Raw genomic sequence first — 13443 nt, 5'->3', positions numbered from 1 at the left:
TGCCGTCAAAAGAACACGCCCCTCATGCGGATAATGACCGGCAGCATGATGATCATCAATACCACCGGGAAGATGCAAAGGCCCAGCGGTATCATCATTTTCACCGGCAGCGAATTGGCCCGGTCCTCGGCGCGCAGGATTCGCTGGGTCCGCATCTCGTCGCTGTACACGCGCAGCGCCTCGGTGAGACTGGTGCCGAGCTCCTCGGACTGACGGAACAGCACGGCGAGCGACCGCGCCTCGTCGAGGCCCATGCGGTCGGCGAGATCGCGCAGCGCATCGCGCAGCGGCTTGCCGGCCCTGAGCTGCAGATTCATGATCGACAGCTGGATTCCGAGCCACTTGTGCGTGCCGGCGAGCTCGCTGCTCACCCGCTCCACCGCCGCCTCGAGACTCATGCCGGCATCGGCGCAGGTGATCATCATGTCCATGAAGTCGGGGAAGCCGATGCGGTACTGGCGCTGCCTGGCGCGCTCGAAGCGGTCGAGCGCAACGCTCGGGACGACGAGGCAGGCGAGCCCGAACAGCGCCGCTCCCGCGAAGGCCACGAAGCCGGGCAATTGCGGCGGCAGCACCCGCGACAAAAGCAGATAGGCGCCGAGAAAGCCCAAAACCACCGCCCCGATCCGGCTCAACATGTAGATCAGCGGCGCGCCCTTCTGGTGGAAGCCGGCGCGGAACAGTCTCAGCTCGAGCGCATCGGGCTTGCCGCGCTCCTTTTCGAGCGCCCGGAAATAGGCATCGACCGGGCGCTGTGCTGCGGCACGCGCCACCTGTTCCTGGGCCGCGAGGGATCGGCGGTCGGGAATCCCGTCGGCGAGCAGGCTGCGGGCGACCATCCTGCGCGTCTGGATGACGGGCAGGATCACCAGCGCGCCGAACAGGAACAGCGACGCGGCCGCGGCGAACACCGCCGTCGAGAGCAGAAGACCCGAATTCCCGAAGCTGGAGAGGAGTTCCATGCCGGCCTCCTCAGATCTCGAAATTGACCATGCGGTACATGATGAACGCGCCCAGCAGCCCCCAGACGCCGTATCCGACGAAAACGGGCATGATCAGCGGACTGCCCCAGACGCCGCCGTAGTAGGCAGGGGCGATCAGCTGGAGGATGAAGAACATCACGATCGGGAACAGCGAGATGATCCAGGCCGACACCCGGCCCTCGGCCGAGAGCGCGCGTATCTTGAGCCGCAACTTCTGGCGCTCGCGCAACACGCGCCCCAGGTTGGAGAGGATCTCGGTCAGGTTGCCGCCGGTCTTGGCCTGGATCGAAAGCGATACCGACAACAGGTTGAGCCCCTCGAAGCCGACGCGCTGGGCGAGCTTCTTGACCGCCTGCTCGAGGCTCAGGCCGAAGGTGATCTCGTCGGCGACGATACCGAATTCCGTGCCGATCGGGTCCGGCATCTCGCGGGCGACCAGGGCGATGGCGACGGTGGTCGGATGGCCGGCGCGCAGCGAACGCACGATCATGTCGAGCGCGTCCGGCAGCTGCTTTGCGAATTTCTGGATACGCTTGTTGCGCGCCCGCCGCAGCACGAGCAGCGGCAACACGAAAGCGACCATGGCGAAGACGATCGCTCCCAGGGCCGGCGAGAAGCCCAGGAGCAGCATGGCCAGCAGCGCCAGCGCCAGCCCGGCAAGCATGAAGACGGCGGCGAAGGCCAGCGGATTGCCGGTGATGCCGGACTGCGTGTAGAGCCGGTTGAGCCAGACGATACCGTAGCTGAAATCGCCGCTTTCGGTCAGGCCGCGCTCGCGCAGCAGGCCCTGCAGCGCCTGTTCGGCCGCGCCCTCCTCCGCCAGGCGCTTCAGCCTGCGGTTGATCGCGCCCGCGGTGGCCCGCCGGCCGGCATAGGAAAGATAAAGGGTTTCAACCGCCAGGATGGCCGCCGCCGCCGCAAGCACGTAGATAACATAGAGGAGCGTCTGGCCGGTCAGCATCAGAGTGCCACCTGCGGGTTGAAGGCGTCCTTGGCGAAGTGGTGGCCCAGCGTCGCCGCCTCCTGGGCGAACCGGGGCCGGATGCCGGTGGCGCGGAAGTCGCCGACGATCTTGCCGTCCTCGGTCACGTCGCGGCGCACGAAGTGGTAAATCTCCTGCAGCTGGATGACGCTGCCTTCCATGCCGGTCAGCTCCGAGATCGAGATCACCCGCCTGCCGCCGTCGGACAGGCGCTGGGTCTGGACGATGATGTCGATGGCCGAGGCGATCTGGGCGCGGATGGATTCTGCCGTCATCGGCATGCCGGCCATGCCGACCATCTGCTCGAGGCGCGACAGCGCATCGCGCGGCGTGTTGGCGTGGATCGTGGTCATCGATCCCTCGTGGCCGGTGTTCATCGCCTGCAGCATGTCGAAGGCTTCCTCGCCGCGAACCTCGCCGACGATGATGCGGTCGGGGCGCATGCGCAGCGCGTTCTTGACCAGCTCGCGCTGGCGCACCTCGCCCTTGCCCTCGACGTTGGGGGGCCGCGTCTCCAGCCGGCCGACATGCGGCTGCTGCAATTGCAACTCGGCCGCGTCCTCGATGGTGATCAGTCGCTCGCGGTGCGAGATGTAGCTCGACAGCGCGTTGAGCAGCGTGGTCTTGCCGCTGCCGGTGCCGCCCGAGACCAGGATCGATTTGCGCGACCGCACCGCGATCTTGAGCATGTCGATCATCGGCGGACGGATGGAGTTGAACTCGATCAGGCGCTCCAGAGAATAGGGATGCTTGGAGAACTTGCGGATCGACACCAGCGGCCCGTCGACAGAGATCGGACGCACGGCCACGTTGACGCGCGACCCGTCCTCGAGACGGGCATCCACCATCGGATAGGATTCGTCGACCCGGCGGCCGATCGCCGACACGATCTTGTTGATGACGCGCAACAGATGCGCCTCGTCGCGGAAGCGGATCGGCGTCTCCTCGAGCACGCCGCGGCGCTCGATGAACACGCGCCTGTGCGTGTTGATCAGGATGTCGGCGATGGAATCGTCCTTGAGCAGCGGCTCGATCGGGCCGAGGCCCAGCATCTCGTCGGCCGTGTCGCTCGTCAGCTGGTCGAGTTCGCGGGCGTTGAAGGGCAGGTTCCGGTTGCGCACGAACTCGCGCACGATCGGCCGGATCTCGTTGAGGATCTCGTCCTTCGAGGCGGTGTCGAGCGCGGCCAGGTTGAACCGCTCGATCAGGTGGCTGTGGATATCGACCTTGAGCGCCAGCAGGCGGTCCGCCTCGCTGTCCGCGTCTTCAGGGGCCGGAACGAAATTGGCTGCAATTTCAGGAACAGGTGTCACGACCTGGGGAACGGCCGTGCCGTTCGATCTGGTAAAGCGTCCGAGCATGACTACGCCTCACTCCTTGTGCCCGGCACCTGCGACCCGCGTGGATCGCGGTCCAAGCCAATCTCCGCCTTGCGCGGCGGCCGATGAGGAGGCCAATCGCGAGAATGCGACGGTGACTGCGTCCCCCGTGAAGGGCAGCGCCACCCGGCATCTGTCTCGCTTCCGAACCCTGCGATTTCCCCACCGCCCGTGTCCTTTAGCTCGTGGTAAATTATTTGCTAACCGACCTCCGCGCAAGCGCAGCAGCCGGATACGGCATGCTTTACTTGGTCTATAGTTAAGAACCGCATTACGCCGAACCATTTACTTGTCATAGAACAACATGCTTTTGTATGAGTATTCCATACGAATGCATACGAAAGGTCCACGTATCCCGCCACCATGTGCATAAACCCCTGCAAAACAAGGCTATATAACGGTTTATGCAACACACCTAATATGATCAGGTCGCCCGCCGACAATACCCCTATATGGTTAAGGATGGGTCAAAACATCATCGATTCATAAGGTTAGGCGTGCCGGAATGAGGCGCTTTTGCGGCCTTCCATGTATTGCTGGGTTAAGGAAACGTTAAAATGGTTTGACTTGCCGAAACGGCGGCACCTAGCATCGTATGTGACGGGGGATGCTTGGGTATGGATTTCATCCTTTGCTCGTCTCGTCGGGTTGAAACTCCAGTGGGGAGAAATTGGCATGAACAAGCTCATGACGATGGCCCGGCAGTTCCGCGACGATGAAGACGGCGCTGCCATGGTCGAATATTCCATTCTGATCGGCATCATCGCCGCGGCCGCGATCCTGGCGATCCTGGCAATCGGCGGCTGGGTCACGGGTCGCTTTACCGGCCTCTGCACCGCCTTGGAAAACTCGCCGCTTGGTACCTGCAATGCAGGCGCAGGCACCGGCTCCTGACGAAACGAAGCCTGGTCCGGACCGTCGGGGCCCGGACCAGGCTCCCTCGACGAAACGGCATCGATCGGGCAGCATCGCCTGATCGAATTTGACGGGCGGGACGAACATGCGTGCGAATTCGATCATCATGATTGTTCTGGCCGGCATCTTCGGCGTCCTCGCCGTCGTGCTCGCCAACATGTGGCTGGCCAACCAGCGCAACCAGATGGCCAGCGCCAGCGAAGGTCCGGAATCGACCATCGTCGTCGCCACCGTGGCGCTCAAGTTCGGCGACCAGATCACCGCCGACAAGATGCGCCGCATCCCCTGGCCAGCGGGGTCGATCCCCGCCGGTGCCTTCAAGACCGCCGAAGAGGTTCTCGCTAAGGAAGGCGGCCGCCAGGCGCTGCAGGCGATCGGCGTCAACGAACCCATCCTTTCCAGCAAGATCACCGGCCCGGGCCAGCGCGCGACGCTGTCGGCCGTGCTTGCCGACGGCATGAAGGCCGTCTCCATCCGCGTCAACGACGTGCTGGGCGTCGCCGGCTTCGTCTTCCCGGGCGACCGCGTCGACGTGCTGCTGACCCGCAACGTGCGCAACGCCGACGGCAGCGACCAGAGCTTCGTCGACGTGCTTTTGCAGAGCATCAAGGTGCTCGCCGTCGACCAGGTGGCCGACGAGACCAAGGAGAACCCGACCGTGGTCAAGGCGGTTACGCTCGAAGTCAGCACCAAGGACGCGCAGAAACTCACCCTTGCCGCCGGCGCCGGGCAGCTGTCGCTGGCGCTGCGCCAGGTGGCGGCAAGCCAGGGCGAAGACACGGCTCGCATCACCATTTCCGATCTCACCGGCGACACGCCGCAGGATGTCGCCGCCCGCCAGGCGGATCTCGAACGCCAGGCCGCGCTCGAAGCCGACCGCAAACGCAGCGACGAACGTCTCGACGGATTGCAAAAGGCCGTTGAGAACGTCGGCAGCCGCCTCGATGAAATCGGCAAGGCAAAGCCCTCCACAGATGCGAAAGAGCTCGTTAAGGAAGTAGTAAAATACGTGCAGCCCGAATCACCCTCCTATGCGACAGTGGGTGTGTTCAGAGGCACCGAACGCGTGACTTATGACGTGCCGCGGACGAATTGAGGGGAAGAGATTTCGCCGCGGCAATGATGTAAGCTTGATCGACTGACGCATAGCCAGAGGGGATGGAGTACATGCGAGGATTTTGTGCGGCGTTGCTTGCAGCGGCACTGGCGATCGCCGCTCCACCTGCTCTGACCCCGGCCATGGCCGGCGCGGCCGACCGGAACATAGACGTTTCCAGCCCGCGCGTTCACCGCATCTTCCTGCCGATGTCTCAGTCGGTGACCATCCAGGTGAACCAGAATCTTGGCGACATGGTCGTGGCCGACAACAAGATCGCCGACGCCCAGCCGATGACCGACCGCACGCTTTATGTCATCGGCAAGGGCGCAGGCACTACCTCGATCAACCTGTTTTCGGAAGACCGCCGTTCGCTCGGCGTCATCGAGGTCGAGGTCGGCGTCGACATCGACGACATGGCCGCCGCCGTCCGCCAGGTGGCGCCGCGCTCGCGCGTGACCATCGGCTCGGTCAACGGCAAGGTGCGCCTCGGCGGCCGCGTCAAGGACGGCGCCCAGCTCGCGGAGATCCTGCAGGTCGCCCAGCAATACAGTGCGGAGCCGATCATCAACGCCATCCAGGTCGACGACAGCCAGCAGGTGAATCTGGAGGTCCGCGTGCTGGAGGTGTCGCGCAACGCCGGGCGGGAGCTGGGCGTATCGCTGCGGGCAAAAAGCGACGGGTCGGACACCGGAAACGGTTTTGCTTCGGGGCCGGCATCCGCCGCAGCCCTTTTCGCCACCGGCAATGCCCCTTTCGCCTCGCTGATCGCGCGCGTCATCGATGCCGGCGTCAACGTCGACGTCATGATCCGCGCGCTGGAGGACAAGCGGCTCGCCAGGCGCCTGGCGGAACCGAACCTGACGGCCCTGTCTGGCGAGGAGGCGAGCTTCCTTGCCGGCGGCGAGGTGCCGATCCCGGTACAGCAGGACGACAACAAGATCTCGGTCGAGTTCAAGGAATTCGGCGTCAAGCTGCGCTTCACCCCCATCGTGCTCGAGGACAGCAAGATCAACCTCAGGCTTGCGCCGGAGGTCAGCGAGGTCGACCCGACCGTCTCGATCCGCGTCAACGACCTCGACATTCCCGCCTTCAGCACGCGCAAGGCCTCGACCGTGGTCGAACTGCGCGACGGCCAGAGCTTCGCCATCGCCGGCCTGCTGCAATCGAGCAACCGCAAGGTCCAGAGCCAGGTCCCCTGGATCGGCCAGGTGCCGATCATCGGCGCGCTGTTCCGCTCGTCGAGCTACATCAAGAACGAGACTGACCTGGTCATCATCGTGACACCGCGGCTGGTGCGCCCGGTGAAGCCCGGCCAGCAGTTGGCGACGCCGCTCGACAAGACGAAACCGACCAACGATCCGGAATTCTTCCTCATGGGCCAGCTCGAAGTGTCGAAGGATATGGTGCGCGCCTACGAACTCGGCAGCGGCGTGACCGGCCCCTATGGCCACATGCTGGACGTCAAATCCAAGGACAAGATGATCTATGCCAAGAAGTAGCACCCTGTCCCTGATTGCCATCGCCGGGCTGCTCTCGGGCTGCGCCGACTATCTCAACCGCTACGACACGGTGACGCTGGCGACCGGCGACACGCAGAAGCACAACATGCTTCTGCAGACCGCCGACCCGTTCAATCCGGCCGCACGCAACAACCGCATTCCGACCAGCGGTGCGCGCACCGACACGGTCATGAAGCGATACCTCATTCCGCCGCCACCCACGGCGTCGCAGAACGTCACCATCAATGTGGGGGCCGGCTCAGGCAGTTAAGGAGAAGGATGCGGCGCCAAGTGGTGCCGGGCGTGCGAGGCGGCCGGCACAACGAACAGGCTAGGAGTTTTCGCCATGGTGCGGACGCTTCGCGCATTCTGGCAGGACCAGGACGGCATCGCCCTCATCCTCGTCAGCATCATGCTGCCGGTCATCATCGGCTTTTCGCTGCTCGTCATCGACATGAGCCGCGCCAGCACGCTGCACAACGATCTGCAGAAGGCAGCCGATTCCTTTGCCCTCGCCGGCGCGGCGGAGCTTGACGGCACCACGGGCGCCTGGGCCCGCGCCGAGCGCGCCATGGCGACGCTCGTCCAGAACCAGAGCTATTTCTCGACGGCGGGCGTGACCACGCTGACGGCCGGCCAGCCGGGCGGCACGCTCAACTGCAACAGCGCCGGCAGCATTTCGTGGTGCTTCCTCAAGGAACTGCCGGCGAACGATAGTGCTCCGGTAACGGCGACACAGTACGCCGCCAATGAGGGCGAGACCCGGTATGTCGAGGTGGTCGTTGCCCCGACCGCCTTCAGCACCATCTTTCCGGCCTCGTTCCTGACCGGCGACACAGCAGATGATGGCTTCAACGTCGGTGCCCACGCCGTCGCCGGCTTTACCTCGGGTGTCTGCAACTTCACCCCGGTCTTCATCTGCAATCCTTACGAGATGGTCAACGGCACGAACAGTTCCGGCGGCTACACGCTCGAACAGGCGGTCGCCAGCACCGCACTGCGGCGTCGCCTCATAGAATTGCGCAAGGTCGGCAATGGTGCTGCCGCAGGCCCTGGCAACTTCGGTTTCCTCGAGCCGCCGGACGGTATCGGCAACGGCGCCCAGGCGCTCGCCCAGACCATCGCCACCTCCAGGCCGATCGGCTGCTACTCGGCCGACGGGGTCGACACCAAGACCGGCCAGAACGCCGGCCCGGTGCAGGACGCCTTCAACGTCCGGTTCGGCATCCGCGCCAACGGCAATCATTTCAACAGCGCCGAATATGGCCCGGCATCCAACGTGCGCAAGGGAGCCATGCGCGCCAACGGCAATGCCAACCAGTGCCCTTCCATGAACCAGCTGTCCTTCACCCAGCCGGGAACGATGGGCCTGCCCCGCGATGCGGCCACGCCCTACATGGGTGGCCGGATGGGCGACGGAAACTGGAACCTCAGCGGCTACTGGTCGACGAATTTCGGCGCGGCGGCGATGCCCTCCTCCTGGTCGACCACCAAACCCACGCGCTACGACGTCTACCGCTACGAAATCGCCCAGAGCCTGGTCGGCACCGCATCGACCGGCGGCGAGGTCGGCACACCGCCGAACAGTTGCCAGCCGCCCGTGACGTCCGTCGACCGGCGCCTGATCTACGGCGCGATCCTGAACTGCCAGGCGCTCACCGCCGCCGGCAACAGCCTGTCCGGCCACAGCGAGGATCTTCCCGTCGAGGCTTTTGCCAGCTTCTTCCTCACCGAGCCGGTCAAGTCGGCGGCGGATGACGCCTCGGTGATGGTCGAGCTCGTCGACATCACCGGCCGCGGCGGCCAGGGCACGCTCGACAATTTCCTGCGCGACGAAGTCCAGCTCTACAGGTGATGGCGATGTTTGAAGCGCTCAAAACCCTGAGGGACCGTTTCCGTCGCGACGAGCGCGGCACCACGCTCGTCGAGATGGCGCTGATCGCGCCGCTGATGGTGACCCTGGGGGCCGGCGTGTTCGAGTTCGGCAACATGATCAACCAGAAGCTCCTGATGCAGGCCGGCCTCAACGATGCCGCCCGCTTCGCCGCGCGCTGTAACAGCCAGCTTTATGCCCAGGCCAATCTCACCATCAACTGCGCCGACATCGCCACCAACATCGCCGTCTTCGGCAACGCGGCCGGCACGGGCACGGCCCGGGTCACCGGCTGGGCCAAGGCCGACGTGACGGTGCAGATCGCCAATGCAGGCAGCTGCCACGACGCCGTCGTTGCCGGCGTCACCCAGTATCGTTCCGTCACGACTCAGGTCTGCATCGTCCGGGCATCCAGCGACAAGGTCTATGCCGATCTCGGCATGCTTGCTCTTTTGGGCCTCGGGCCGATCACGCTCCACAGCGCACATGAGGAGCGGTTGATCCGGTTCTGACCATGCTGAAGCGCTTCGCCAAGTCAGAGCAGGGTGCGGCCATGGTCGAGGCGGCCATCGCCATGACGCTGCTCTTTCTGCTGACGCTCGGCTTCGTCGACTTCGGCAACGCCTTCTACCAGTGGAACGCCGCCGACAAGGCGGTGCAGTACGGCGCCCGCCTCGCCTCGATCTCCGACCCGGTGGCGACCGGCCTGGCCGCGGCGGCCCCAACCGCTACGCCCGGCGCGCCCGTGGTCGCCGGCGCCTATGCGCCATTCGTCTGTGGTTATACGGCCGGCGTAGGCTCGTGCAGCAGCGGCGCGTTCAACGCAAACAACTTCAGTCGCATCTTCCGCGGCGATACGACCTTCAGCGATAGCGACGACTGCCCTACCCGCACCGGCACGGAGAGGCCGGGCATGTGCCACTTCTTCCCCTTCCTCACCCGCGCCAACGTGGTCGTGACCTATTCCGCCACCGGTCTCGGCTACCAGACGCGGCAGGGAGGCCCGGTACCGACCATCACCGTCAGCCTCCGCAACGTCAACTTCCAGTTCTTCTTCCTCAGTGGCCTCCTGGGCTATGGCAACATCACCATGCCCTCGATGCTGAGCACGGTAACCGGCGAAGACATGAAGAGCACAGCGCCATGAACGCCATCGATCAGAAGGTCATACCCACCCGCCGCAAGGAGATCGCGCTGTTTTCGGCCGATCCCAACTTCAAGCGCGAAATCGCCGCGAGGCTGGACGCGCTCGCCATCTACGAAGTGCATGTGGCCGAACCCGAGGCCTTCCTCAAGGGGGCCGTGCCCGGCTCGCGCCCCGGCATCATCATCCTCGACGTCGGTGACGGCGACATGCTGGCCAGTGCCGGGCTGGTCGAGGCGCGGGCCTCCTGGGCGTCGGTGCCGGTGATCGCGGTCTCGGGGGAACTCAAGCCGGAGCTGATGCGCAATCTCGTTCGGCTCAACACCTCCGACTGGCTGCGCAAGCCGCTCGACGGCAAGGAGCTGATCAACGCCGTCACCTTCCACGACAGCGGCAGCCTGGCCGCCAGGAGCCGCATCGTCACCTTCATCGCGGCCAGCGGCGGCGCCGGCGCAACCACGCTCGCCATCGCCGGCGCCGAGCATCTCGCCGGCAAGTCGGCCGAACGCGCCGCCGCCACCTGCCTCGTCGATCTCGACTTCCAGAACGCCAATTGCGGCGCCTATCTCAACCTGTTCAGCAAGTTCGACCTCGGTGGCATCATCGCCCAGCCGGAACGGCTCGACGTCGAGCTCATGGACGTCGTCAAGCTCACCCGCCCGCGCGGCCTCACCATCTATTCGTTCGAGCGGCCGGAGATCCCGTTCGACCCGCATGGCGCCGAATTCGTCTTCAAGCTGCTCGACCTCGTCGCCTACCGTTTCGACGACATCGTCATCGACCTGCCCAATCTCGAGACGCCCTGGCAGAATTCGGTGCTGTCCAACAGCGACGAGGTGTTCATCGTCTTCGAGCTCAACCTGGCGTCGCTGCGCCAGGCCAAGCGGCTCTACGGCAAGATCCGCGAATTGCGCGGCAACGGGGCGAGCGTGACGCTGGTCGCCAACAAGCAGAAGCGCAAGTGGTTCGGCAACCACTTCTCCCGCAAGGAACTGGAGAAGGTGTTCAAGGCCCCCAACATCAAATCGATCAGCCTCGACCAAGCCCTGCTGACCGACTCGCTCAATCGTGCCATTCTGCCTTCCGAGGTGGACGCGCGGGCGCGATTCAACAAGGAGGTCAAGGCGATGTTCCGTGATCGGCTTGATGGCAATGCGGGCTAGGCGACCCGGCGCGCTGCTGCGTCGAACGCGCATTGCGGGTCTCGTCCTTCTCGCTGCCCTGGCATCCGCCGCCGCGGCGCAGGCCTCGAGCCTGGGCGGCGACGGTCGCCCGCCCTTGCCGGCAATGGGCCCCAGCCTGCGCAGCGCGGTCGACTTCCGGAGCGGCGAAAGCGTCGGCACGATCGTCATCCGCAAGAACGAGAAGGCGCTCTACCTGGTCACCGCCCCGAGCAAGGCGCTGCGCTACCGGATCAGCGTCGGCCGCGACGGTTTCGGCTGGACGGGCACGGTCAAGGTCGGCGCCAAGAAGGAATGGCCGGAGTGGCGTCCTCCCGCCGAGATGCGCGGCCGCCAGGCGGGCCTGCCGGAATTCGTGCCCGCCGGCCCCTACAATCCGCTCGGCGCGCGGGCCCTTTACCTCTACCGCCAGGGCAAGGATACGCTCTATAGGATCCACGGAACCAACGACCCGAAGGGCGTCGGATTCGACGGCACCTCCGGGTGCTTCCGATTGACCAACACCGACGTGGTCGACCTCTTCAGGCGCGTTCCCGTCGGCGCAAAGGTGATTGTCGAATGACCACCATCATCGATCCCGAAGTGCCCTCCATCGGTACTGCCGATGCCATGCTGGATCGCGAGACGAGCACGTCGCGTTTCATCGTCTTTGCCGGCGTGGTGGCCGTGGCGATGACTGTGCTCAACCTTGTGGCGGCGGTGTATTTCTTCCGCAGCATGGGCGAGTTGCGCGCCGCCGAGCAGCAGCTGGAGCGGCTTGCCGACTTCGAGGCCCGCATCATCGCCAAGGTCGACCAGGTCAACACCGGTGTCCAAAGCCGCTTCGAGGACCTCGATGGCGACCTGCAGGGCCACTTCAACGATCTGATCGACCGCATCGGCAAGCTCGAGCGGGCCGCCGGCAACGAGACCGCCATGGCGCCGTCGCCCGAGCCCATGCCAACCGAGATGGCGCCGCAGGCCGTGCCGCTCGAGGAGACGCCGCCGGAACTCGAAGCGGCGACGGACCCTGTCGCTGTGCCGCGCCCGCCACGGCGGGCGTCCATGCCGTCTCCGAGTGCTGCCTATCAGCGGCTCGAGACCGCGGAAGGCAAGGTCTACTATCGCAAGGTCAAGTAGCGCTTTCCTCAGAGATCGCGTTCGAGGGCGATGAGCCGCAAAGCCCTTTCGCGCGCCCGCCGCCGCGCTTCGCCGAGGAACAGGTAGTGGCAATAGCCACAGGCCAGCAGGCCCAGCGCCAGTACCGGACCGGTCAGCCAGTCGAGCGCGAAACCGGTGGGAAGCGTGTAGCTCTCCAGGCCGGGCACATATGCAAGGACGCTGGCCGTCCGGGCGTGATAACTGGTGGCGAAGGCCGCGGCCACGAACAAGAGCGACGCATGATTGACCAGGAACGCGCCGGCAAGCGGTGCCTTGGCAAGCCGCGCGCACAAGGTGGCTGCGACGGCCAGCACCGCCAGTTGCACGGTGATCGAAGCGCCTAGCCACGAATCGACCAGGAACCAGAAATTGCCGAACAGGGCCCGCAGCGCCAGCCAGGCGCGCCACATGCCGGGGTCGGCGGGGAATCGGCCGAGCAGCACGGTTGCCGCCCTTTCGCCCGCGAGCAGCAAAAGGACCAGCAGCGGAAAGGCAATGACAGGAGCCGTCCTGACGCGCATCGTTTCCTCCCGTTCGGGACGGTGCGATGCTACCGCTCCATGCTTGCGCCAAGCTTAATGTGGTTGCGAGCCATGTGGCTGGGCGATCCGGCGCGCCGGCAAACCGCGCGAGGCTGCCTACCGCAGGTCGGTTGTATGGCCATGGGAATGCACGCCGCCCGGGAGTTGGCGCATCGGAAGGAGAAAATGGTGCTGCCAGAGAGGATTGAACTCTCGACCTCTCCCTTACCAAGGGAGTGCTCTACCACTGAGCTACGGCAGCATCCGTGGACGCGGCGGCTTGTGCCACATGATTCCCGGGAGCGCAAGTTATGAGTTGCATCAAATCGGCGATCATTTTCCACAGGCCCTCTTACGCCACAATACTGGCCATTTCCGTTGCCAAGCCGGTATGAACGAACGACAAGCGGGGACCACCACATGTCGTCGACGAAGAAAACGCCCCAGAGCGGCGCCGACCAGCGCAAGGCGCGGCTCGCAGCCGAGCTGCGGGACAACCTGATGAAGCGTAAGGCGCAGGCACGCTCGCGGCGGACGGGCGAAGCCGATACGAGACCGGAAGGCCTGGCGGCCGCCGGTGACGACAAGGAGAAACCCGAGAAGGCCTGACCGACAACGGCGGGCGCTTGGCGCAGAGGACGGCGAAGCCCTGATTCTTGAACCGGGTGGCGCGATGGTCTAGACGGCGGCAAGAAAATTTCTCGCCAGCACCGGGCAATCCCCGGAG

Annotated in this window: 15 protein-coding genes and 1 tRNA gene; 11 read left to right on the top strand and 5 right to left on the bottom strand. The window is 65.0% G+C overall.

The features are described from left to right. Positions 1-5 precede the first annotated feature (5 nt). From AmiPiv_RS05765 to AmiPiv_RS05755, 3 genes are read right to left on the bottom strand one after another with little or no spacing between them, the layout of a single operon-like run. On the bottom strand, positions 6-962 hold the full coding sequence (locus tag AmiPiv_RS05765; protein ID WP_340036358.1) for a type II secretion system F family protein: 957 nt from the start codon (positions 960-962) through the stop codon (positions 6-8). Positions 963-972: 10 nt separating this feature from the next. Then, on the bottom strand, positions 973-1944 hold the full coding sequence (locus AmiPiv_RS05760) for a type II secretion system F family protein (protein ID WP_340036357.1): 972 nt from the start codon (positions 1942-1944) through the stop codon (positions 973-975). Continuing rightward, positions 1944-3326 (bottom strand): CpaF family protein, encoded by a 1383-nt coding sequence (locus tag AmiPiv_RS05755; protein WP_340036356.1) that lies wholly within the window; start codon positions 3324-3326, stop codon positions 1944-1946. Before AmiPiv_RS05755 ends, AmiPiv_RS05760 begins: the two co-directional genes overlap by 1 nt. A gap of 693 nt (positions 3327-4019) precedes the next feature. On the opposite strand from AmiPiv_RS05755, the gene AmiPiv_RS05750 reads away from it, so the two are divergent. From AmiPiv_RS05750 to AmiPiv_RS05705, 10 genes are all read left to right on the top strand, one after another. Continuing rightward, entirely contained in the window at positions 4020-4238 is a 219-nt protein-coding gene (locus AmiPiv_RS05750) for a Flp family type IVb pilin (protein WP_340036355.1), read from the top strand. Positions 4239-4344: 106 nt separating this feature from the next. Further along, on the top strand, positions 4345-5355 hold the full coding sequence (gene cpaB, locus AmiPiv_RS05745; protein ID WP_340036354.1) for a Flp pilus assembly protein CpaB: 1011 nt from the start codon (positions 4345-4347) through the stop codon (positions 5353-5355). 71 nt (positions 5356-5426) lie between these two features. Continuing rightward, complete coding sequence (locus AmiPiv_RS05740) at positions 5427-6857, top strand: type II and III secretion system protein family protein (protein WP_340036353.1); 1431 nt, start codon at positions 5427-5429, stop codon at positions 6855-6857. Further along, a complete protein-coding gene (locus AmiPiv_RS05735; protein WP_340036352.1) occupies positions 6844-7128 on the top strand; it encodes a hypothetical protein in 285 nt (94 codons plus the stop codon). Before AmiPiv_RS05740 ends, AmiPiv_RS05735 begins: the two co-directional genes overlap by 14 nt. A gap of 75 nt (positions 7129-7203) precedes the next feature. After that, positions 7204-8712, top strand: coding sequence for a TadE/TadG family type IV pilus assembly protein (locus AmiPiv_RS05730; protein WP_340036351.1), 1509 nt, complete (start codon positions 7204-7206; stop codon positions 8710-8712). Between the two features lie 5 nt (positions 8713-8717). Further along, on the top strand, positions 8718-9242 hold the full coding sequence (locus tag AmiPiv_RS05725) for a TadE/TadG family type IV pilus assembly protein (RefSeq protein WP_340036350.1): 525 nt from the start codon (positions 8718-8720) through the stop codon (positions 9240-9242). Positions 9243-9244: 2 nt separating this feature from the next. Further along, the gene (locus AmiPiv_RS05720; RefSeq protein WP_340036349.1) at positions 9245-9877 is read left to right on the top strand and encodes a TadE/TadG family type IV pilus assembly protein; all 633 of its coding nucleotides are present in this window, start codon (positions 9245-9247) and stop codon (positions 9875-9877) included. Beyond that, positions 9874-11037 carry an AAA family ATPase gene (locus tag AmiPiv_RS05715; RefSeq protein WP_340036348.1) on the top strand — a complete coding sequence of 388 codons (1164 nt, stop codon included), beginning with the start codon at positions 9874-9876 and terminating at the stop codon, positions 11035-11037. The genes AmiPiv_RS05720 and AmiPiv_RS05715 overlap by 4 nt, the downstream gene beginning before the upstream one ends. After that, positions 11027-11617, top strand: coding sequence for a L,D-transpeptidase (locus AmiPiv_RS05710; protein ID WP_340036481.1), 591 nt, complete (start codon positions 11027-11029; stop codon positions 11615-11617). The genes AmiPiv_RS05715 and AmiPiv_RS05710 overlap by 11 nt, the downstream gene beginning before the upstream one ends. Beyond that, complete coding sequence (locus AmiPiv_RS05705; protein WP_340036347.1) at positions 11614-12174, top strand: hypothetical protein; 561 nt, start codon at positions 11614-11616, stop codon at positions 12172-12174. The genes AmiPiv_RS05710 and AmiPiv_RS05705 overlap by 4 nt, the downstream gene beginning before the upstream one ends. A gap of 8 nt (positions 12175-12182) precedes the next feature. Here AmiPiv_RS05705 and AmiPiv_RS05700 read toward each other — a convergent pair whose 3' ends face one another. Further along, on the bottom strand, positions 12183-12716 hold the full coding sequence (locus AmiPiv_RS05700) for a hypothetical protein (RefSeq protein ID WP_340036346.1): 534 nt from the start codon (positions 12714-12716) through the stop codon (positions 12183-12185). Between the two features lie 187 nt (positions 12717-12903). Continuing rightward, positions 12904-12978: transfer RNA gene (locus tag AmiPiv_RS05695), tRNA-Thr, on the bottom strand. 158 nt (positions 12979-13136) lie between these two features. Between AmiPiv_RS05695 and AmiPiv_RS05690 the strand changes: the two genes are divergently transcribed. Then, a complete protein-coding gene (locus AmiPiv_RS05690; protein ID WP_340036344.1) occupies positions 13137-13325 on the top strand; it encodes a hypothetical protein in 189 nt (62 codons plus the stop codon). Positions 13326-13443: the final 118 nt, after the last annotated feature.

The organism is Aminobacter sp. Piv2-1, from assembly GCF_037625995.1.
Classification (GTDB): Bacteria; Pseudomonadota; Alphaproteobacteria; order Rhizobiales; family Rhizobiaceae; genus Aminobacter.
Note: the sequence above shows the minus strand (reverse complement) of the source record. Positions and strands in the feature narration are given on the sequence as shown.